General features: G+C 60.2%; 19 protein-coding genes. 14 read left to right on the top strand and 5 right to left on the bottom strand.

Annotated elements, in window-relative coordinates:
• Window positions 1–4: 4 nt before the first annotated feature.
• The gene (locus ACLD1X_RS01315) at window positions 5–817 is read right to left on the bottom strand and encodes a cytochrome C assembly family protein (protein ID WP_429365794.1); all 813 of its coding nucleotides are present in this window, start codon (window positions 815–817) and stop codon (window positions 5–7) included.
• Window positions 818–1,027: 210 nt separating this feature from the next.
• Between ACLD1X_RS01315 and ffh the strand changes: the two genes are divergently transcribed.
• From ffh to rplS, 5 genes are all read left to right on the top strand, one after another.
• The gene (gene ffh, locus ACLD1X_RS01310) at window positions 1,028–2,404 is read left to right on the top strand and encodes a signal recognition particle protein (protein WP_429365793.1); all 1,377 of its coding nucleotides are present in this window, start codon (window positions 1,028–1,030) and stop codon (window positions 2,402–2,404) included.
• A gap of 250 nt (window positions 2,405–2,654) precedes the next feature.
• Window positions 2,655–2,906: a 30S ribosomal protein S16 gene (gene rpsP / locus ACLD1X_RS01305; RefSeq protein ID WP_007972721.1), complete on the top strand. Its 252-nt coding sequence runs from the start codon at window positions 2,655–2,657 to the stop codon at window positions 2,904–2,906.
• Between the two features lie 5 nt (window positions 2,907–2,911).
• The gene (rimM, locus tag ACLD1X_RS01300; RefSeq protein ID WP_429365792.1) at window positions 2,912–3,448 is read left to right on the top strand and encodes a ribosome maturation factor RimM; all 537 of its coding nucleotides are present in this window, start codon (window positions 2,912–2,914) and stop codon (window positions 3,446–3,448) included.
• Window positions 3,449–3,450: 2 nt separating this feature from the next.
• On the top strand, window positions 3,451–4,203 hold the full coding sequence (trmD, locus tag ACLD1X_RS01295; protein ID WP_007897583.1) for a tRNA (guanosine(37)-N1)-methyltransferase TrmD: 753 nt from the start codon (window positions 3,451–3,453) through the stop codon (window positions 4,201–4,203).
• A 45-nt stretch (window positions 4,204–4,248) separates the two neighbouring features.
• Window positions 4,249–4,599, top strand: coding sequence for a 50S ribosomal protein L19 (gene rplS / locus ACLD1X_RS01290; RefSeq protein WP_003440273.1), 351 nt, complete (start codon window positions 4,249–4,251; stop codon window positions 4,597–4,599).
• 187 nt (window positions 4,600–4,786) lie between these two features.
• Here rplS and ACLD1X_RS01285 read toward each other — a convergent pair whose 3' ends face one another.
• Entirely contained in the window at window positions 4,787–6,598 is a 1,812-nt protein-coding gene (locus ACLD1X_RS01285; protein WP_429365791.1) for a cation:proton antiporter, read from the bottom strand.
• Window positions 6,599–6,705: 107 nt separating this feature from the next.
• Here ACLD1X_RS01285 and xerD point away from each other — a divergent pair, with 107 nt between their 5' ends.
• The 6 genes from xerD to ACLD1X_RS01255 all read left to right on the top strand — a co-directional run bounded on the left by xerD (window position 6,706) and on the right by ACLD1X_RS01255 (window position 13,433).
• A complete protein-coding gene (gene xerD / locus ACLD1X_RS01280; RefSeq protein ID WP_429365790.1) occupies window positions 6,706–7,602 on the top strand; it encodes a site-specific tyrosine recombinase XerD in 897 nt (298 codons plus the stop codon).
• Between the two features lie 263 nt (window positions 7,603–7,865).
• On the top strand, window positions 7,866–8,597 hold the full coding sequence (gene dsbC / locus ACLD1X_RS01275) for a bifunctional protein-disulfide isomerase/oxidoreductase DsbC (protein ID WP_007971283.1): 732 nt from the start codon (window positions 7,866–7,868) through the stop codon (window positions 8,595–8,597).
• 132 nt (window positions 8,598–8,729) lie between these two features.
• Window positions 8,730–10,034 carry a homoserine dehydrogenase gene (locus ACLD1X_RS01270; RefSeq protein WP_007998527.1) on the top strand — a complete coding sequence of 435 codons (1,305 nt, stop codon included), beginning with the start codon at window positions 8,730–8,732 and terminating at the stop codon, window positions 10,032–10,034.
• 66 nt (window positions 10,035–10,100) lie between these two features.
• Window positions 10,101–11,510, top strand: coding sequence for a threonine synthase (gene thrC / locus ACLD1X_RS01265; protein ID WP_075945553.1), 1,410 nt, complete (start codon window positions 10,101–10,103; stop codon window positions 11,508–11,510).
• 119 nt (window positions 11,511–11,629) lie between these two features.
• The gene (locus tag ACLD1X_RS01260) at window positions 11,630–12,985 is read left to right on the top strand and encodes a transporter substrate-binding domain-containing protein (protein WP_429365789.1); all 1,356 of its coding nucleotides are present in this window, start codon (window positions 11,630–11,632) and stop codon (window positions 12,983–12,985) included.
• A gap of 160 nt (window positions 12,986–13,145) precedes the next feature.
• A complete protein-coding gene (locus tag ACLD1X_RS01255; protein ID WP_429365788.1) occupies window positions 13,146–13,433 on the top strand; it encodes a DUF3509 domain-containing protein in 288 nt (95 codons plus the stop codon).
• A gap of 170 nt (window positions 13,434–13,603) precedes the next feature.
• Here the strand turns inward: ACLD1X_RS01255 and ACLD1X_RS01250 are convergent, their stop codons facing one another.
• Both ACLD1X_RS01250 and ACLD1X_RS01245 read right to left on the bottom strand, forming a co-directional pair.
• On the bottom strand, window positions 13,604–14,572 hold the full coding sequence (locus ACLD1X_RS01250) for a TIGR02285 family protein (protein WP_429365787.1): 969 nt from the start codon (window positions 14,570–14,572) through the stop codon (window positions 13,604–13,606).
• Window positions 14,526–15,725 (bottom strand): CaiB/BaiF CoA transferase family protein, encoded by a 1,200-nt coding sequence (locus ACLD1X_RS01245; RefSeq protein ID WP_429365786.1) that lies wholly within the window; start codon window positions 15,723–15,725, stop codon window positions 14,526–14,528. The genes ACLD1X_RS01250 and ACLD1X_RS01245 overlap by 47 nt, the downstream gene beginning before the upstream one ends.
• Window positions 15,726–15,872: 147 nt before the next feature.
• Here ACLD1X_RS01245 and ACLD1X_RS01240 point away from each other — a divergent pair, with 147 nt between their 5' ends.
• The 3 genes from ACLD1X_RS01240 to ACLD1X_RS01230 all read left to right on the top strand — a co-directional run bounded on the left by ACLD1X_RS01240 (window position 15,873) and on the right by ACLD1X_RS01230 (window position 19,572).
• Complete coding sequence (locus ACLD1X_RS01240) at window positions 15,873–16,415, top strand: YaeQ family protein (protein ID WP_007971297.1); 543 nt, start codon at window positions 15,873–15,875, stop codon at window positions 16,413–16,415.
• A 66-nt stretch (window positions 16,416–16,481) separates the two neighbouring features.
• The gene (recJ, locus tag ACLD1X_RS01235; protein WP_429365785.1) at window positions 16,482–18,191 is read left to right on the top strand and encodes a single-stranded-DNA-specific exonuclease RecJ; all 1,710 of its coding nucleotides are present in this window, start codon (window positions 16,482–16,484) and stop codon (window positions 18,189–18,191) included.
• Window positions 18,192–18,465: 274 nt separating this feature from the next.
• Window positions 18,466–19,572, top strand: coding sequence for an NADH:flavin oxidoreductase/NADH oxidase (locus tag ACLD1X_RS01230; RefSeq protein WP_429365784.1), 1,107 nt, complete (start codon window positions 18,466–18,468; stop codon window positions 19,570–19,572).
• A 67-nt stretch (window positions 19,573–19,639) separates the two neighbouring features.
• On the opposite strand, the gene glpD is transcribed toward ACLD1X_RS01230, so the two are convergent.
• Window positions 19,640–21,178, bottom strand: a complete 1,539-nt coding sequence (gene glpD, locus ACLD1X_RS01225) for a glycerol-3-phosphate dehydrogenase (RefSeq protein WP_429365925.1) — start codon at window positions 21,176–21,178, stop codon at window positions 19,640–19,642.
• Window positions 21,179–21,221 lie beyond the last annotated feature (43 nt).

Here is a 21,221-nt window from a genome sequence, read left to right as displayed (position 1 = left end):
CCCGTCAGATATGCAGGATGTATTCACGAACCAGTTTGCTGCCGAAATACGCCAGCATCAGCAGGCAGAAACCGGCCAGGGTCCAGCGAATGGCTTTGTGCCCGCGCCAGCCGAGACGATTGCGCCCCCACAGCAGCACGCTGAAAACGATCCAGGCCAGGCAGGCCAGCAGGGTTTTATGCACCAGATGCTGGGCAAACAGGTTTTCGACGAACAGCCAGCCGGAAATCAACGACAGCGACAACAGCGTCCAGCCGGCCCAGAGGAAGCCGAACAGCAGGCTTTCCATGGTTTGCAGCGGCGGGAAGTTCTTGATCAGCCCGGATGGGTGCTTGTGCTTGAGCTGGTGGTCTTGAACCAGCAGCAGCAAGGCCTGGAACACCGCGATGGTGAACATGCCGTAGGCAAGGATCGAAAGCAGGATGTGGGCAAGGATACCCGGCTCCTCATCGATGACCTGCACCGTGCCGGCCGGGGCGAAATGCGCCAGCAATACGGTCAGGGCCCCCAGCGGGAACAGCAGGACCAGCAGGTTCTCCACCGGAATCCGCGAGCAGGCCAGCAGGGTCAATGCGATGACCGCCATGGCAATCAGGCTGGCGGCAGTGAAGAAATCCAGGCCCAGGCCGGTCGGGGTCAGCAGGTGGGAGAGCAGGCTGGCGCCATGGGTCAATACGGCGAACACGCCAAGCATGACCAGCAGGCGTTTGTTGGCCTTGGTACCGGAAGCCAGGTGAGTGCCCTGATATATGGTCGCAGCGGCATATAAGCAGGCGGCGGCGAGGGTAGTAAGCAAGCTGGGTGACAAGGGGAGCATAAATCCTGTTAGGCAAGCCCGAAAGTCGCTGAGTTTGGCATAGAACCCACGCTACACGAAAGACCGCGCAACCCGACAGCGAGGTGTCCGCCAGCCACAGTCTTCGCTATAATCCGCGACCTGCCCACGCCGCAGGCTCGCCGAGCACACGTTTAGTCCGGTCCGGGCCGCCATTATCCCGGTCTACACAGGGCCTGAAAGGATCGCGCAATGTTTGAAAACTTAACCGACCGTCTCTCGCAGACGCTGCGCCATGTCACCGGCAAGGCCAAGCTGACTGAAGACAACATCAAAGACACCCTGCGCGAAGTGCGCATGGCGTTGCTCGAAGCCGACGTCGCCCTGCCGGTGGTCAAGGACTTCGTCAATTCGGTCAAGGAACGTGCCGTCGGTACCGAGGTGTCGCGCAGCCTGACGCCGGGCCAGGCCTTCGTGAAGATCGTCCAGGCCGAGCTCGAAAGCCTGATGGGCGCGGCCAACGAAGACCTGAACCTGAGCGCCGTTCCACCCGCCGTCATCCTGATGGCCGGTTTGCAGGGCGCGGGTAAAACCACCACCGCCGGCAAACTCGCGCGCTTCCTTAAAGAGCGCAAGAAGAAATCGGTCATGGTTGTGTCCGCCGACGTTTACCGTCCGGCGGCGATCAAGCAGCTGGAAACCCTGGCCAACGACATCGGCGTGACGTTCTTCCCGTCCGACCTGAGCCAGAAGCCGGTCGACATCGCCCAGGCGGCTATTAAAGAAGCAAAGCTCAAATTCATCGACGTGGTCATCGTCGATACCGCCGGTCGCCTGCACATCGATGAAGAGATGATGGGCGAGATCAAGGCGCTGCATGCCGCGATCAACCCGATCGAAACCCTGTTCGTGGTCGATGCCATGACCGGCCAGGACGCCGCCAACACGGCCAAGGCCTTCGGCGATGCATTGCCGCTGACCGGTGTGATCCTGACCAAGGTCGACGGCGACGCCCGTGGCGGTGCCGCTCTGTCGGTGCGAGCGATCACCGGCAAGCCGATCAAGTTCATCGGTATGGGCGAGAAGAGCGAAGCGCTCGATCCGTTCCATCCTGAGCGTATCGCCTCGCGCATCCTCGGCATGGGCGACGTGCTCAGCCTGATCGAGCAGGCGGAAGCGACCCTCGACAAGGACAAGGCCGACAAGCTGGCCAAGAAGCTGAAGAAGGGCAAGGGCTTCGACCTCGAAGACTTCCGCGATCAGCTGCAACAGATGAAGAACATGGGTGGCCTCGGCGGGCTCATGGACAAGCTGCCGAACATGGGCGGCGTGAATCTGGCGCAGATGGGCAACGCCCAGGGCGCGGCAGAAAAGCAATTCAAGCAGATGGAAGCCATCATCAACTCGATGACCCCGGCCGAGCGCCGCGATCCCGAGATGATCAGCGGTTCGCGCAAGCGCCGGATCGCCATGGGTTCCGGCACCCAGGTGCAGGACATCGGCCGCTTGATCAAACAGCACAAGCAGATGCAGAAGATGATGAAGAAATTCTCTGCAAAAGGCGGAATGGCCAAGATGATGCGCGGCATGGGCGGAATGTTGCCCGGCGGCGGCATGCCAAAGATGTAAAGAATCCGCGCCGGTCATCGCACCGGCGCAGACCCGCAAGGAAGCGGGATCTCCAGCAAACCCGCACTTGGCGGGAGCTGACCGGCCGTTTTCAACGACGGCTCTATAGCAAATCTGCATGGCGGCCGATAGACCGCCGGAAAAAGTCATTTGCAAAAGTCCGGATATTCCTTAGAATATGCGGCCTTTCGGGCACCCATGCCCGCTGTGCCTTTAGATTTGCAGCACCGACTACAGGAACGATGTTCACATGCTAACAATCCGTCTTGCCCTTGGCGGCTCCAAAAAGCGCCCGTTTTACCACTTGACCGTAACCGACAGCCGCAACCCGCGCGACGGTTCGCACAAGGAACAGGTTGGCTACTTCAACCCTGTTGCTCGTGGTCAGGAAGTTCGTCTGTCCGTGAACCAAGAGCGCGTAGCCTACTGGCTGAGCGTTGGTGCACAACCTTCTGAGCGCGTTGCTCAGTTGTTGAAGGAATCTGCCAAGGCTGCGGCCTGAGCAATATGAACGCGACGCCAGCCATTGCTGATGATTTGATCGTTATCGGCAAGATTTATTCTGTTCACGGCGTTCGCGGCGAAGTGAAGGTGTACTCCTTTACTGATCCGATCAAGAACCTGCTGGATTACAAAACCTGGACGCTCAAGCGTGACGGCAATGTAAGGCAGGTAGAGCTGGTCAGCGGACGCGGGAACGACAAGTTCCTGGTCGCAAAGCTCAAGGGTCTCGATGATCGCGAAGAAGCTCGTCTTCTGGCCGGTTATGAGATCTGCGTGCCGCGCAACCTGTTCCCTGAACTGACCGACGGCGAGTACTACTGGTACCAGCTGGAAGGTCTCAAGGTTATCGACACTCTCGGGCAACTGTTCGGGAAAATCGATCACCTGCTGGAGACCGGCTCGAACGATGTCATGGTGGTCAAGCCTTGCGCTGGCAGCCTGGATGATCGCGAACGCCTGTTGCCCTATACGGAGCAATGCGTGTTGGCCGTCGACCTGGCCGCGGGCGAGATGAAGGTGGATTGGGACGCGGATTTCTAAGCGTGGCTAACTTGCGCGTAGAAGTGATCAGTCTGTTTCCCGAGATGTTCTCCGCCATCAGCGAGTACGGCATCACCAGTCGTGCGGTGAAACAGGGGCTCTTGCAGCTCACCTGTTGGAATCCGCGAGACTACACGACGGATCGACATCACACTGTGGACGATCGCCCGTTTGGCGGTGGTCCGGGCATGGTGATGAAGATCAAGCCCCTGGAAGATGCTCTGGTTCAGGCCAAGGCAGCAGCCGGGGAGGCGGCGAAGGTAATTTACCTGTCCCCCCAAGGCCGTCAGCTGACTCAGTCGGCGGTACGCGAGTTGGCGAATCTGGATGCATTGATCCTGATTGCCGGCCGCTATGAAGGCATTGACGAGCGTTTTATTGATGCTCATGTCGATGAAGAGTGGTCGATTGGCGACTATGTACTGTCTGGCGGCGAGCTGCCGGCGATGGTCCTGATCGATGCGGTTACACGACTGCTGCCTGGAGCTTTAGGGCATGCGGACTCCGCCGAGGAAGATTCCTTTACGGATGGTTTGCTGGATTGCCCGCACTACACCCGACCGGAGGTGTATGCGGATCAGCGTGTTCCCGACGTATTGCTAAGTGGCAATCACGCGCACATCCGGCGTTGGCGTTTACAGCAGTCCCTTGGTCGGACCTTTGAACGACGCGCCGATCTTCTGGAAAGCCGCTCGCTTTCTGGAGAAGAGAAGAAGCTGCTCGAGGAATATATCCGCGAGCGGGACGATAGTTAACAACGTATCGATGGTAGATCCGACGATTTACCTTAGGAGCACAGCATGACTAACAAAATCATCCTTGCACTCGAAGCAGAGCAGATGACCAAAGAGATCCCTCCCTTTGCCCCGGGCGACACCATTGTCGTTCAGGTGAAAGTGAAGGAAGGCGACCGTTCGCGTCTGCAAGCGTTCGAAGGTGTTGTTATCGCCAAGCGTAACCGCGGCGTAAACAGTGCATTCACCGTTCGCAAAATCTCCAACGGTGTTGGCGTAGAGCGTACTTTCCAGACCTACTCCCCGCAAATCGACAGCATGGCTGTCAAGCGTCGCGGTGACGTACGTAAAGCCAAGCTGTACTACCTGCGTGACCTGTCGGGTAAAGCAGCTCGCATCAAGGAAAAACTGGCTTAAGTCCAGCTTCCGATGCAGAAAAAAGCAGCCTACGGGCTGCTTTTTTGTTGCCTGTGATTTATTCCTCGGCACAGGACCTGATCGTGCCCTTCGCGAGCAGGCTCGCTCCCACACAAGCTTTCTGACGAGCCGAAAGTTTGTGGTCACAGGAAATCTCCTGTGGGAGCGAGCCTGCTCGCGATGCGATTTAGCCGACGCCAACGGTCTCCGGCTGTATCAACGCCAGCAGTGTCCATCCGGCAGCAGGTCTCAGCGAGCTGTCCGGTGTCACCACGTGCACCCAGCCGCTCTCATCGCGCACGAACAGCAAGGTCGCGCGTTCGCCATGCAACGCGCGGTAGTCGTCCCAACTGAAGCCATCGGTCAATGTCGTACTGTAAAGCTCGGTACCCTGGCTCAATTGGCTGGCGAGTTTGGCGTAGGTCAGCGCTTCGCTGCCCAGTTGATTGCCGCGATGTTCCAGGCTGGTGCGGTGCTTGTCGGTGCGGCGGCTTTCCTGGCCGCTGGCCAGGCCGAACATGCGCTGATGGCCCAGTTCATGACGAAAGCGCATCAGCGCCAGGGTGTTCATCTCACCGGAGGGTGACAGTGCCAGCAAATGCCCGAGGCCGACCAGGTCCAGGTGTGCATCGGCATGTTGCGACGCCGGGTTACCAAAATAGGTCGGCAAACCTTCCATTCGGGCTGCACGAATGTTCTCCCAACTCGAATCCGTCAGCAGCACCCGGCTGCCCAGTTGTTGCAGTGCCTTGCCCAGCGTGCGTGCAGGTCCGTTGGCGCCGATGATCAGGAAACCGCTCGGTGCCGGTTCCGCCACATTCAGCAGGCGTGCCAACGGTCGTGCCGTCGCGCTTTGCAACACGACCGTACCGATGATCACCGCAAAGGTGAGCGGCACGAGCAGCAGTGCCCCCTGATGACCGGCCTCATGCAGGCGGATGGCGAAAATTGCCGACACCGCCGCTGCCACGATGCCCCTTGGGGCAATCCATGCCAGCAGGGCCCGTTCGCGCCAACTGAGGCTGGAGCCCGCGGTGCACAGCAGCACATTCAAGGGGCGGGCGATGAACTGGATGACCAGCAGCAAAATCAGCACCAGGGGCCCGAGGCCGATCATGGCATTCAGGTCCAGCCGTGCCGCCAGCAGAATGAACAGGCCGGAGATCAGCAGCACGCTGAGGTTCTCCTTGAAGTGCAGGATGTGCCGCACGTCCACGCCTTTCATGTTGGCCAGCCACATGCCCATCAGGGTCACGGCCAGCAACCCGGACTCATGGGTGACTTCGTTGGAGGCAATGAAAATACCCAGGACTGCCGCGAGCGCTGCCAGGTTGTGCAGGTATTCCGGCAGCCACTGGCGACGAATCAGGGTGCCGAGCAACCAGCCACCAATAGTGCCGAAGAGGCTGCCACACAAGATCACGCCACCGAAGGTCAGCAGGCTTTCCTTGAGCCCATTGCCTTCGGCGCTGGCGATTATGAAGCTATAGACGACCACCGCCAGCAGGGCGCCGATGGGGTCGATGACGATGCCTTCCCAGCGCAGGATGTTGGCAATCGAGGCTTTCGGGCGCACGACTCGCAGCATCGGTACGATCACGGTCGGCCCGGTCACCAGGGTCAGGCTGCCGAACAGGATGGCCAGCATCCAGTCGAAACCCAGCAGCCAGTGAGTGGCAACCGCAATCACTGCCCAGGTGGATAGGGCGCCAATGGTGACCAGGCGGTGGACGACGCTGCCGATTTCGCGCCATTCGGACAAATGCAGGGTCAGGCTGCCTTCGAACAGGATCAGCGCCACCGCCAGGGACACCAGCGGCATCAGCAAGGGTCCGAACATTTCCTGCGGGTCGAACAAGTGCAGTCCGGGGCCGACCAGGATGCCGGTCAACAACAGGAAGAGGATTGCCGGCAGCTTCAAGCGCCAGGCCAGCCATTGGCAAAGCAGCGCTGCCGCGCCTATCCCGCCAAATGCCAATAAAATCTGCTGCTCGCTCATTGCTGCTCCCTGTTCCTTGAAGTGGCGGCCTATGAAAGACTAGCGGCCGTTTCCATGTGTGTTTTTAATTTTGTGCGCAGTCCCGAGACTGCATGACTTGAGTGCCCATGCCTGCCATCGATCACCCGCTGATAGACCAATTCCTCGATGCCTTGTGGCTGGAGAAAGGCCTTTCCGACAACACCCGTGATGCCTATCGCAGTGACTTGGCGCTGTTCAACGGCTGGCTGCAGGACAAAGGACTGGAGCTGGTCAACGCCGGGCGCGAGTTGATTCTCGACCACCTGGCCTGGCGCCTGGAGCAAAACTACAAGCCTCGTTCCACCGCGCGATTTCTCTCGGGTGTGCGTGGCTTCTATCGATATCTGTTGCGGGAAAAGATGATCGCTGTCGATCCAACGTTACGGGTTGATATGCCGCAGCTCGGCAGGCCGCTGCCAAAGTCCTTGTCGGAGGCCGATGTAGAGGCACTGTTGAAGGCGCCTGATTTGAGCGAAGCCATCGGGCAGCGCGATCGTGCGATGCTTGAAGTGCTGTACGCCTGCGGTCTGCGGGTGACGGAGCTGATCAGCCTGACGCTGGAGCAGGTCAACCTGCGCCAGGGTGTATTGCGAGTGATGGGCAAGGGCAGCAAGGAGCGGTTGGTGCCAATGGGCGAGGAGGCGATTGTCTGGGTCGAACGCTACATGCGTGATGCCCGCAGCGATCTGCTTGGCGGGCGTCCCAGCGACGTATTGTTCCCCAGCCAGCGTGGCGAGCAGATGACCCGCCAGACCTTCTGGCACCGGATCAAGCACCAGGCCCGGGTGGCCGGGATCGGCAAGTCGCTGTCGCCGCACACACTGCGCCATGCTTTTGCCACGCACTTGCTCAATCACGGTGCCGACCTGCGGGTGGTGCAGATGCTGCTGGGGCACAGCGATCTGTCGACGACCCAGATCTACACCCACGTCGCCCGGGCGCGTTTGCAGGACCTGCATGCCAAACATCACCCCAGAGGCTGACCGTACCGCCTCCTGTAGGAGCGAGCTTGCTCGCGATGGTCGCAAGAGCGCCGCGTTAAACCAGCCAGTACGCATGATCGTTAACGACCATCGCGAGCCAGCTCGCTCCTACAGAAAGCATTCGCCAATGCCTTGTATCACCGGCATTCGGCCCCACGAACCTTATGTGATAGGCTTGACCGGTTTGCACGATGGGCGGTTATGACCCGGTGTCTTGGCACGGGCGTTCTGATCGTCCCATATGTTCGCCTTCAGGAGTTCTCATGCGTCTGACCCAGATTTTCGCCGCCGCAGCCATTGCGTTGGTCAGCACCTTTGCCGTCGCCGACGATGCGGCCGACAAAGCCATTCGTAAGAGCCTGGAAAACCTCCAGCTCGAAGTACCGGTGGAAACTATCACCGCCAGCCCGTTGCCAGGCCTGTACGAAGTCAAGCTCAAGGGCAGCCGCGTGCTGTACGCCAGTGCCGACGGCCAGTACGTGGTCCAGGGCTACCTGTTCGATCTCAAGGACGGCAAGCCGGTCAACCTGACCGAGAAGACCGAGCGCCTGGGCATCTCCAAGCTGATCAACGACATCCCGGTTGCCGAAACCGTTGTCTATCCGGCCATTGGCGAAACCAAGTCGCACATCACCGTATTCACCGACACCACCTGCCCGTACTGCCACAAGCTCCACGCCGAAGTGCCTGAGCTGAACAAGCGCGGCATTGAAGTGCGCTACGTCGCGTTCCCGCGTCAGGGCCTGGGCTCGCCGGGAGACGAACAGCTGCAAGCGGTGTGGTGCTCGAAAGACAAGAAAGCGGCCATGGACAAAATGGTCGACGGCAAGGAAATCAAGGCCGCCAAGTGCGATAACCCGGTTTCCAAGCAGTTCGCCCTCGGCCAGTCGATCGGCGTGAACGGCACACCGGCCATCGTTTTGGCCGACGGTCAGGTCATTCCGGGCTACCAGCCTGCGCCACAAGTCGCCAAACTGGCGCTGGGCGCGAAGTAAATTCGCATCGTCACGGCAAGCCTTGACGATCATGGTCCGGCAGCGACATCGCCGGGCCATCAATAGAGAGCCGCGAGCCTGCGGTTGTTTTCACGGCCGGCCTCGAGTCGGCCGTTTTATGGGGAGTTCACAGTGAAACCGGTCAAAGTAGGCATCTGTGGGTTAGGAACCGTCGGTGGCGGTACCTTCAACGTACTTCAGCGCAACGCCGAGGAAATTGCTCGTCGTGCCGGGCGTGGGATCGAAGTGGCACAAATTGCCATGCGCACGCCAAAGCCTCAGTTCCAAACGACCGGTATTGCGATTACCAACGATGTCTTCGAAGTGGCCACGAACCCTGAGATCGACATCGTTATAGAGCTGATGGGCGGCTACACCGTTGCCCGCGAGCTGGTACTCAAGGCCATCGAGAATGGCAAGCATGTGGTCACCGCGAACAAGGCGCTTATCGCCGTTCACGGTAATGAAATTTTCGCCAAGGCCCGCGAGAAGGGCGTGATCGTTGCGTTCGAAGCGGCGGTAGCCGGTGGTATTCCGGTGATCAAGGCGATCCGCGAAGGCCTGTCTGCCAACCGCATCAACTGGGTGGCCGGCATCATCAACGGCACAGGCAACTTCATCCTGACGGAAATGCGCGAGAAGGGTCGCACCTTCGAAGACGTATTGGCCGAAGCCCAGGCCCTGGGTTACGCCGAAGCCGATCCAACCTTCGACGTTGAGGGTATCGACGCCGCCCACAAGCTGACGATCCTGGCCTCCATCGCGTTCGGCATCCCGCTGCAATTCGACAAGGCCTACACCGAAGGCATCACCAAGCTGACCACCGCTGACGTGAACTACGCCGAAGCGCTGGGCTACCGCATCAAGCACCTGGGCGTGGCGCGCAGCACCGCGGCCGGTATCGAGTTGCGCGTGCACCCGACGCTGATCCCGGCCGATCGCCTGATCGCCAACGTCAACGGCGTGATGAACGCCGTGATGGTCAACGGCGATGCTGCCGGTTCGACCCTGTTCTACGGTGCCGGTGCCGGTATGGAGCCGACCGCTTCGTCGGTGATCGCCGATCTGGTGGATGTGGTTCGCGCCATGACCTCCGACCCGGAAAACCGCGTACCGCACCTGGCGTTCCAGCCGGATTCGCTGTCGGCTCACCCGATCCTGCCGATCGAAGCCTGTGAAAGCGCCTACTACCTGCGTATCCAGGCCAAGGACCATCCGGGCGTATTGGCTCAGGTCGCGAGCATCCTGTCGGAGCGCGGCATCAACATCGAGTCGATCATGCAGAAGGAAGCCGAGGAACACGACGGCCTGGTGCCGATGATCCTGCTGACCCACCGCGTGCTGGAGCAGCACATCAACGACGCCATTGCTGCTTTGGAAGCCTTGGCGGGCGTGGTCGGTCCGGTTGTACGGATCCGCGTCGAGCACCTGAACTAAGCCGTTATCGTTCGCCGGGCCCGTGCGCGGGCCCGGCTTTACGAACACTGTCCATTGGAGTCAGTCATGCGTTACATCAGTACCCGCGGCCAGGCACCGGCCCTGAATTTCGAAGACGTCCTGCTGGCCGGTCTTGCCACCGACGGCGGTCTGTACGTCCCGGAAAACCTGCCACGTTTCACCCAGGAAGAAATCGCTTCCTGGGCCGGCCTGCCGTATCACGAGTTGGCCTTCCGCGTCATGCGCCCGTTCGTCACCGGCAGCATTCCGGATGCCGATTTCAAAAAGATTCTTGAGGAAACCTACGGCGTGTTTGCCCACAGCGCCGTCGCGCCGCTGCGTCAGCTGAACGGCAACGAATGGGTGCTGGAGCTGTTCCACGGCCCGACCCTGGCGTTCAAGGACTTCGCCCTGCAACTGCTCGGTCGTTTGCTCGACTACGTGCTGGAAAAGCGCGGTGAGCGCGTGGTGATTGTCGGTGCCACTTCCGGTGATACCGGTTCGGCCGCCATCGAAGGCTGCAAACACTGCGAAAACGTCGACATCTTCATCCTGCACCCGCACAACCGGGTGTCCGAAGTACAGCGTCGGCAGATGACCACCATTTTCGGTGAGAACATTCATAACATCGCCATCGAAGGCAACTTCGATGACTGCCAGGAAATGGTCAAGGCGAGTTTCGCCGACCAGGGTTTCCTCAAGGGCACTCGCCTGGTGGCCGTGAACTCGATCAACTGGGCGCGGATCATGGCCCAGATCGTTTACTACTTCCACGCAGCCCTGCAACTGGGCGGCCCGGCACGTTCGGTGTCGTTCTCGGTGCCGACCGGCAACTTCGGCGACATCTTCGCCGGTTACCTGGCGCGCAACATGGGCCTGCCGATCAACCAGTTGATCGTCGCCACCAACCGCAACGACATCCTGCACCGCTTCATGAGCGGCAACCAGTACGTCAAGGAAACCCTGCACGCCACGCTGTCGCCATCCATGGACATCATGGTCTCGTCGAACTTTGAACGCCTGCTGTTCGACCTGCACGGTCGCAATGGCGCGGCAATCGCCGGGCTGATGGATTCGTTCAAGCAGGGTGGCGGTTTCAGTGTCGAGCAAGAGCGCTGGACCGAAGCCCGCAAGTTGTTCGACTCGCTGGCCGTGGATGACGCACAAACCTGCGAAACCATTGCCGAAGTCTATGAGCAGACCGGCGAAGTGCTGGATCCGCACACTGCCATCGGCGTGAAAGCCGCGCGGGAATGTCGTCGTAGCCTGGACATTCCAATGGTGATCCTGGGCACCGCCCACCCGGTCAAATTCCCGGACGCCGTGGAAAAAGCCGGTGTAGGAAAAGCTCTCGAGCTGCCTGTACATCTTTCTGATTTGTTTGAACGAGACGAACGTTGCACCGTATTGCCAAATGACCTGAAGGCCGTGCAGGCCTTTGTCAGTCAGCATGGCAACCGCGGCAAGCCGCTCTAAGCGGTCAGCGTTGTTACATTTTGAAGCCCGTCTCCTGACGGGCTTTTTCATTTCTGCATGCACACTTGTCGTGTTATCGCCGCGAAAGGACAGGCGAATGGATCACCAAGGACGTGGGAATGCTCTTTACAAGTTTGTTCAAGCCGGTCGCGCGCTGGCTGATGTTATTCGGCGTTTTGGGAACCGCCGAATGGGGAGGGGCGAGCCCTGCATCGATTCAGGAGCGCGGGAAGTCAGTTGCACGCTCGATGGTCGTGCTGAATGACCAGGAGTTGCAGTGGATGGCCAGCCATCCACGGGTCGTGGTTACGGCACTGGAATACCCGTTGTACCTGTACAAGGATGAACAGGGCCAATGGACGGGCTTGAACAGTGATTTGCTCAAGCGCATCAGTGACATGACCGGGCTGCAGTTCGTTTACGAAGAGTCGTTTTCCACTGATCAGATGCTGGCGCATCTGGAGAGCGGCGCGGCGGATTTGAGCACGACCCTGGCAATGAATGACGAGCGCAGGGCGTTTCTCGATTTCAGCCATGCGTTCGGTGGTGCGGGATGGGTCTTTGTCGGGGGGGGCGGGACACCACCGGTGCAGTCGCTGGAAGATCTGGCGAAGCGGGTGCTGGTGCTGCCGACCCGGCATGCACTGGAAGCGATGATCCGGCGCGATTATCCGTCCATCGAATTGCGTTCGGTTAAAACCTACGCCGAAGCCCGTGCCTGGGTTGAAAGCGGCGAAGCCTACGCCACCATCGAAAACGAAATCGGCGCCCGGCTTTTTCCGTCCGGCCGGCTGCAGGTCGGGGCTGCGGTGCCGGGTAAATGGGATGCGGACTTTCTGGCGGTGCGCAAAGGTCAGCCGCAGTTGCTGAGTATCCTCAACAAGGCGCTTGATGCGTTTCCTGAACAGGAACTGCGCAGCCTTCGCCTGAAGTGGTTCGGTGGCGCTATCACGCCACAGGCGCCTGGTTTCTGGCTGCAGCTTGACCAGTGGGTCTGCTGGGGCATGTTTGTGATCAGCCTGTTCGGCCTGTTGTCCCTGCTCTGGAATCGGCGGTTGGCGGTGGTGGTCAGGCAACGGGGCGAGGCCCAAAGCAGCCTGCGCGATCAGCTCGCATTCCAGCACGCCCTGATGGATGCCATGCCTGACCCGATGTTTGTCCGTGATCTGCAAGGGCGCTTGATCATGTGCAACAAAAGTTACGAGGACGCATTGTCGACGCGATTTGACCGGATGCAGGGGCGGCAATTGATGGAAGTCGATGTCATGCCCAGACAAACCGCGGAACTGCTGCATGCCGAATTTCAAGCGCAGTTGAGCACGCGAAGGACACGCTTCTTCGAGCGTCAATTGATGTTCAAGGACGGTGTCCGGGATATCTATCAGTGGACAGTGCCGTTTTACACGGCGGATGGCGAGCTGCGTGGATTGCTGGGGGGCTGGGCCGATATCGCCCGGCGTACCCGACAGACGTGATGGTTGCGTTTTTTCTCTGTCATGTTCGCCGTGCATGCTCTCTTGACCGAGCTGCAGATTTGCTTGCGGTCGGTTTCCAGAACTTTCTTCTCGGGCCAGTGGTCATCTGTTGTATGCATGCCCCAGGCACATTGTTTCGGACTATTGAGTGGTGATCGGGATGGAAAGTATCAGTCTGTTGCTCGGTGAGGCACTGAGCCCGTATCAGGTCACATTGACCCCGTCAGGTGTTCGTGGCGAATGCCGGGTGACCTTGAAGAACGCCATTGGCGCGACTGTAGTCGAGCGCGAGTTCAATCAGGCCCAGTTGAATGACAAACGCCTGCTGACCGATGTGGTCGACGGTTTGCATCGTGACGTGCTGATCGCTGAAGGACGCCTTGAGCCTTGTGTCATTGCGGCATTGCGCAATGCGGCGCAGGACAAGCTGCTGGCCAGCCGCAATTGAACGGATTTTTGTGGGAACCTTCCCGCGCCCAGGTCAGTCAGACTTTTTAACAGCAGGATCAAGCATTGTGCTCCGGTGCTTGTAGCTTGCTGCTACTGGTCTCCAGGCAGACCACGTTTAACCCCGGGTCGTCTCCCCACTTCCCGGGGTTTCTTTTTGCCCGGGATTTGTCATGGCTGCGCCAGGTTGTCGAAAAACGCCTTGGTGTCTTTCAGGTAGTCGCTGCGGCTTTGCGGATCCAGCCAGGCGGCGTAGGCCTCATCAAGGCGTTCGCGGGGAAGGGTGCGCAATACCTGGTTGATCTCGACAATGGCCTGCCGGCCCTTTGGCGTATCGGTACAGCCGATGTAGCCGGACAGGTATTTGCCCGTGCCGTGAATCGGATAGAACTGCAACTCATCCTCGGCGATGCCTTGCAGCGCGGCCTGGTAGCGAATTTCCGGGCGATAGCCCAACAACAGGCGCAAGCGTCCCAGGCGCTGCATTTGCAGCAGGCTGCCCAAGGCGTCGTTGCCGTAATGAGGGGTCAGTGAGTCGGCCGGCGCTTGCTTGAGCAGCCCGTCGAGGTATTCGCCGTAATTGCGCTCGGCAATAATCCCCAGTCTTTCGCTGCCACTGGCAAGCAGCGCTGCCAGGTCCACCTCGCCATCCTTGATAAAGGGGGCCAGCACTTTCTGGTCAACGCGTCGCACGGCCAGGCCATTGCTCATGGCACGGAAGACCGGTATGGAAAAGGCAATCCACTGTTCCCGCTCCTTGCTCCAGTTCAGCGCCGCATCGCAGACCAGGGACGATTCGTGGAGCATTTGCAGGCCACGTGCGCGATTGACCCTCATCACGCTGTGCTGGTATTGCGGCATGCCGGCAATCAACAGTGGAAGCAGTTGATCGATGACCCCCTGGCCCTTTTTCGGCCCATCGAAGATCGTCAGCGGCGGCAGGTCGCGTTTGAGCCAGATCAGGCTTTCCCCGGGTTGCGCCAGGGCTGAAGGGAGCGGCTCAAGGAACAAGAGCAAAATCGCCAGCAGACACAGTGGCCATCCGCCGTGCGATGGGCGATGTCTGATGGGCCATGCAGGCAGGCGCCCCAGCTCAGATGGCTCCGTCTTTGCGCAACTGTGCGATCTGCGTCGCGTCATAGCCAAGTTCCTGGAGTACCTGTGCGTTGTGCTCACCCAGTTGTGGTCCGACCCATTCACATTCTCCGGGTGTCTCTGAGAGTTTCGGCACAATGCCCGGCATCTTGAAGTCTTTGCCGTCCGGCAGCCTGGCTTGCAGGAACATTTCCCGCGCCAGGTACTGAGGGTCATTGAACATGTCTTCGGCGCTGAAGATCCGGCTGGCCGGCACATCGGCCTGATTGAGCAGCGCCAGCACGCTGTCCAGCGGCAACGAGTTGACCCAGCGATCGATGACGCCATAAATCTCGTCGCGTCGGGTATCGCGGCCATCGTTGCTGGCAAGCAGGGGGTCGTTGGCCAGGTCCTCCCGGCCAATGATCAGCATGAAGCGTTTGAAAATCGCGTCGCCATTGGCGCCGATCTGCACGTGCTTGCCATCGGCACTGGTGTGGATCGAGGACGGGGTGATGCCCGGCATGATATTGCCCGTGCGTTCGCGAATGAAGCCGAACACATCGAACTCCGGGACCATGCTTTCCATCATCGCGAAGATGGCTTCATACAGCGCCACGTCCACCACTTGCCCCTGGCCGCCATTGACCTCGCGATGACGCAGGGCCATCAGTGCGCCGATCACGCCCCATAGCGCGGCAATCGAGTCGCCGATAGAGATACCGGTACGCACAGGTGGCCGGTCTTCGAAGCCGGTGATGTAGCGCAGGCCGCCCATGGATTCGCCGACCGCGCCAAAGCCCGGCTGGTCTTTCATCGGGCCGGTCTGGCCGAAACCCGACAGCCGCACCATCACCAGTTTCGGGTTCAGCGCGTGCAGGACTTCCCAGCCCAGGCCGAGCTTTTCCAGCACGCCGGGGCGAAAATTCTCGATCAGGATGTCCGCTTCACTGAGCAGCTGCTTGAGGATCGCCAGGCCATCCGGGTGTTTCAGGTTCAGGGTCAGGGATTTCTTGTTACGCGCCTGAACGAACCACCACAGCGAGGTGCCTTCGTACAACTTGCGCCATTTGCGCAACGGATCACCGCCGTCCGGAGACTCGATCTTGATCACTTCGGCGCCGAATTCGCCGCAAATACGCGAGGCAAACGGCCCGGCAATCAACGTACCCAATTCGATGACTTTCAGACCCGAGAGCGGTTTATTGGAGAACGGCATGCGAAATCCTGTAGGACAAAGGCTGAGCGAAAGCAGAGTTTTATCATAGGCCGACATCCATCGCCCGAAGTTGATCGCCTTCAATTCGTTGATTGCCTCTTGCATCGGTTAGACTTGCCGCCTTTCCTCGTATCAAGAAGCCCGTTCATGGCCCAGCCGTCCACGACCTACAAGTTTGAACTGAACCTCACCGACCTCGACCGCAGCGTCTATGAGAGCGTGAAGCAGACCATCGCCCGTCACCCTTCGGAAACCGAAGAGCGCATGACCGTGCGCCTGCTGGCCTATGCCCTTTGGTACAACGAGCAATTGTCGTTTGGCCGTGGTCTGTCGGAAGTGGATGAGCCTGCCTTGTGGGAAAAAAGCCTGGATGACCGCGTCCTGCACTGGATCGAAGTCGGCCAGCCGGATGCCGAGCGCCTGACCTGGTGCTCGCGCCGCACTGAGCGTACCAGCCTGCTGGCCTATGGCAGCCTGCGCGTGTGGGAAGGCAAAGTGGTGCCAGCGGTGAAAAACCTGAAAAACGTCAACATCGCTGCCGTGCCTCAGGAAGTCCTGGAAACCCTGGCCAAAGACATGCCGCGCGTTATCAAGTGGGACGTGATGATCAGCGAAGGGACGATCTTCGTCACCGACGACCGTGGTCAGCACGAAGTCCAGTTGCAGTGGCTGGCCGGTGAGCGCGGCTGATTTTTCGCCGCTTTAGCGTGTCACCCGGTTTTATCCTACGTATTGAAGAGAAGCATCTTTCACCCCATGCGCATCGAACCTCGCCTGCTGCCCGACACCCTGCCATTCCTCGGTGATATTCCGCCACTGCTGACCCGCCTGTATGCGGCGCGGGGCGTGCAATCCGAGGCGGAACTGGACAAGAGCCTGGCGCGGTTGATTCCGTTCCAGCAGCTCAAGGGCATCGATGCCGCGGTTGACCTGCTGGTGACGGCGCTCGAACAGCGCCAGCGCATTCTGATCGTCGGCGACTTCGACGCCGACGGCGCGACGGCCAGTACCGTGGGTACGCTGGGCCTGCGTTTGCTGGGGGCGGCGCATGTCGATTACCTGGTGCCGAACCGTTTCGACTACGGCTACGGCCTGACACCGGAGATCGTCGCGGTCGCGCTTGAGCGCCAGCCTCATTTGCTGATCACCGTCGACAACGGCATCTCCAGCGTCGAAGGCGTGGCCGCGGCGAAAAAGGCCGGGCTCAAGGTGCTCGTCACCGACCACCACTTGCCCGGTGACGAGTTGCCGTTGGCCGACGCCATCGTCAATCCGAACCAGCCCGGTTGTGAGTTCCCGAGCAAGGCGCTGGCCGGTGTCGGGGTGATTTTCTATGTGCTGATGGCCCTGCGTGCGCGGTTGCGCGAGCTGGGCTGGTATACCAGCAAGCCGCAGCCGAATATTGGCGAATTGCTCGACCTGGTGGCCTTGGGCAGCGTGGCCGACGTGGTGCCGCTGGATGCCAACAACCGGATTCTGGTGCATCAGGGCCTGGAGCGGATTCGCGCCGGGCGTGCCCGGCCGGGGGTCAAGGCGATCCTCGAAGTGGCCAAGCGCGATCATGCGCGCATCACCTCCACCGACCTGGGTTTCATTGTCGGCCCGCGCCTGAACGCCGCAGGGCGCCTGGATGACATGAGCCTGGGCATCGAATGCCTGCTGACCGAAGACGCCGGTCTGGCCCGTGAGATGGCGGCTCAACTGGACGGCATGAACCAGGATCGCAAATCCATCGAGCAGGGCATGCAGCGCGAAGCGCTGGCGCAACTCAAGGATCTGCCGGTGGAGTCGATGCCGTTCGGCTTGTGCCTGTTCGATCCCGAGTGGCACCAGGGCGTCATCGGTATCCTCGCGTCACGGATGAAAGAGCGCTATTTCCGCCCGACCATCGCCTTTGCCGATGCCGGAGACGGCCTGCTCAAAGGCTCGGGGCGTTCGGTCCAGGGCTTTCACATCCGCGATGCCCTGAGCGTGGTGGCGGCGCAGCATCCGAATCTGATCACCAAGTACGGTGGCCACGCGATGGCGGCCGGCCTGACGCTGCCGGAGGCGAATTTCCCCCTGTTCGCCGAAGCCTTTGACGCTGAAGTGCGCCGGCAATTGCGCGAGGAAGACCTGACTGGCCGCCTGCTGTCGGACGGCACCCTGGCGGTGGAAGAGTTTCACCTGGAACTGGCCCGCGCCCTGCGGCATGCCGGCCCCTGGGGGCAACACTTCCCGGAGCCGTTGTTTCATGGGGTGTTCCAGTTGGTCGAGCAGCGGGTGGTGGGTGAACGGCACCTTAAAGTGGTGCTGAAAAGTGAATGTGGTTCGGTGAAACTCGACGGCATTGCCTTCGGGATCGACCGCGACATCTGGCCGAATCCCACCATCAAGTGGGTGGAGCTGGCCTACAAACTCGACCTCAACGAGTTTCGTGGCAACGAGACGGTTCAACTGATGATTGCCCACATCGAACCGCGTTGACCCGACACTTGTAGGAGCGAGCTCGCTCGCGATGGACGACAGGGCACCGCGGGGTATCAGGTCCCCAGCGCCATCGTTCACATCCATCGCGAGCTCGCTCCTACAAGGGGGGCGACATCCTTCGATGTCGACTAGGCTCTAAGCACTGCTTGATTATCCTTGTGACGTCTTGTCAATTTTTTGCCCGCGGGGGCGGGTGTTGTACCTTTTTCCTGTCACTCGTCGACTATTCAAACAGAACCTGGAGCCTGCCCACTGATACGAGAGGTGCCCCATGAGTCTGCTGCTTGAACCCTTTACCCTTCGCCAATTGACCCTGCCGAACCGCATCGCGGTATCGCCGATGTGCCAATACTCCAGCGTCGATGGCCTGGCCAATGACTGGCACCTGGTCCACCTTGGCAGCCGCGCTGTCGGCGGGGCCGGGCTGGTGTTTACCGAAGCCACGGCGGTCACCGCCGACGGGCGTATCTCGGCTCAGGACCTCGGCCTGTGGAATGACGAGCAGATCGAGCCCCTGCAACGCATCACCCGTTTCATCAACGCCCAGGGCGCCGTTGCCGGCATTCAGCTGGCCCATGCCGGGCGCAAGGCCAGCACTCACCGGCCATGGCTTGGCAAGCATGGCAGCGTCAAACCCGACGATGGCGGCTGGGTGCCGGTCGGCCCTTCACCGATTGCGTTCGATCCACAGCACACCCAGCCCAGACAACTCGATGAGGGCGAGATCGCCAAGGTGATCCAGGCCTTTGTCGATGCGGCAAAGCGCTCGCTGACGGCCGGTTTCAAGGTGGTCGAGGTGCACGCCGCCCATGGTTACCTGCTGCATCAGTTCCTGTCACCGTTGAGCAATCAGCGTCGCGATCAATATGGCGGTTCGTTCGAAAATCGCATTCGGCTGGTGCTGCAGGTCACCGAAGCGGTGCGTGCGGTATGGCCTGAGGAGTTGCCGGTGTTTGTCCGGGTCTCGGCCACCGACTGGGTGGAAGACGGCTGGAACCCCGATGAAACCGTGGAACTTGCGCGTCGTCTCAAAGCCCTGGGGGTGGACCTGATCGACGTATCATCGGGCGGGACCGCGGTGAATGCCGAGATTCCCACAGGGCCGGGTTACCAGACCCGCTTCGCCGAGCGTGTGCGCAAGGAGTCGGGCATGTCCACCGGCACGGTTGGCATGATCACCGAGCCGGCGCAGGCCGAGCACATCCTGCGCACCTGTCAGGCGGACATCATCTTCCTGGCCCGCGAGTTGTTGCGTGATCCGTACTGGGCGCTGCATGCAGATGACGATCTGGGCGGGCACAAGGCCGTGTGGCCGGCGCAGTATCAGCGGGCGACTCACCGTGAGCAGCCGATTCACGAATCGGATTTGCGCGACTGACATCCATCGATACGAAAAAGCCCCTGAGTCGTGAGGCCCAGGGGCTTTTATTTATGTCAGTGACAGATCAGGCCGCTTCGATCTTGCTGCGGTTCTGTTCGACCTTGTTCAGATAGTCCTTGAGCTTTTCCTGTTCGGCCGTCGTCGTGAACAAGCCGAGCTTGCTGCGACGCCAGAGGATGTCGTGGGCGCTGGTGGCCCATTCTTCGCTGCACAGATAGTCGACTTCCCGGGTGTAGAGACCACCGCCGATATGCTCGCCCATATCGCTGAGGTCCTGTACGCCTTCGAGCATGCGCCAGGTACGGCTGCCGTAGGTGGTGGCCCAGCGGCGAGCGATTTCGCTCGGCACCCAGTCGAACTTGTCGCGGATACGCGAACTCAAGGCTTGCGGGGTGGTCATGTCTTCACCGCCCGGCAGCGTGGCGCTGGCAGTCCAGGCTGGCTGGATGTGCTTGAAGTACGGTGCCAGTTGCGCCAGCGCCGACTCGGCCAGTTTGCGATAGGTCGTGAGCTTGCCGCCGAACACCGAGAGCAACGGCGCTTCTTCGCCGGTGCCGGACAGCGCCAGGGTGTAATCGCGGGTCACGGCCGACGGGTTGTCGGATTCGTCGTTGCACAGTGGGCGCACCCCGGAATAACTGTGCAGGATGTCGTCGCGGCTGATCTGCTTTTTGAAATGGGCATTGACCACGTTCAACAGGTAATCGGTTTCGCCGTCGGTAATCGCAACGGCTGCCGGATCGCCGGTGTACTCGCGGTCGGTGGTGCCGATCAGGGTGAACTGATTCAGGTACGGAATGGTGAACACGATGCGCTGATCTTCGTTTTGCAGGATGTGCGCGTGTTCGCCTTCGTACAGTTTCGGCACGATCAGGTGGCTGCCCTGGATCAGGCGGATGCCATAAGGCGATTCCATCTTCAGGTCATCGCGAATGAACTTGGCGACCCATGGCCCGGCCGCATTGACCAATGCCTTGGCGCGGATGGAAAACAGGCTGCCATCGGCGCGTTCCAGGTGCAGGTGCCACAGGCCCTTGGTACGGCGCGCGCTGACGCAGCGGGTCTGGGTGTGCACATGGGCACCTTTTTCCCGTGCTGCCATGGCGTTCAACACCACCAGGCGCGCATCGTCGACCCAGCAGTCGGAGTATTCGAAGCCCTTGGTGATCTCGCTTTTCAGCACGCTGTCGGGGCCGAATTTCAGGCTCTTCGAACCTTCGAGCTGCTCGCGTTTGCCCAGGTTGTCATAGAGAAACAGGCCGGCGCGGATCATCCAGGCCGGGCGCAAGTGCGGGCGGTGCGGCAATACGAAACGCATTTGCTTGACGATGTGCGGGGCCTTGGCCAACAGCACTTCACGTTCAGCCAGGGCTTCACGCACCAGGCGGAATTCGTAATGTTCGAGGTAGCGCAGGCCACCGTGAATCAGTTTGCTGCTGGCCGACGAGGTATGACTGGCCAGGTCATCCTTTTCACAAAGGAACACCGAGAGACCGCGACCGGCGGCATCCGCTGCGATCCCCACGCCATTGATCCCGCCACCGATGACGGCGATATCGTAGACCTCAGAGAGAGGGGGCGTAGGCAAGGTGGAAGTGGGCATCGGCTCGGCCTCGGAATTCTTTGATGTTTTGTATTTGAATTCG

Source organism: Pseudomonas sp. 18173, assembly GCF_050432945.1.
GTDB lineage: Bacteria > Pseudomonadota > Gammaproteobacteria > Pseudomonadales > Pseudomonadaceae > Aquipseudomonas.
Note: the sequence above shows the minus strand (reverse complement) of the source record. Positions and strands in the feature narration are given on the sequence as shown.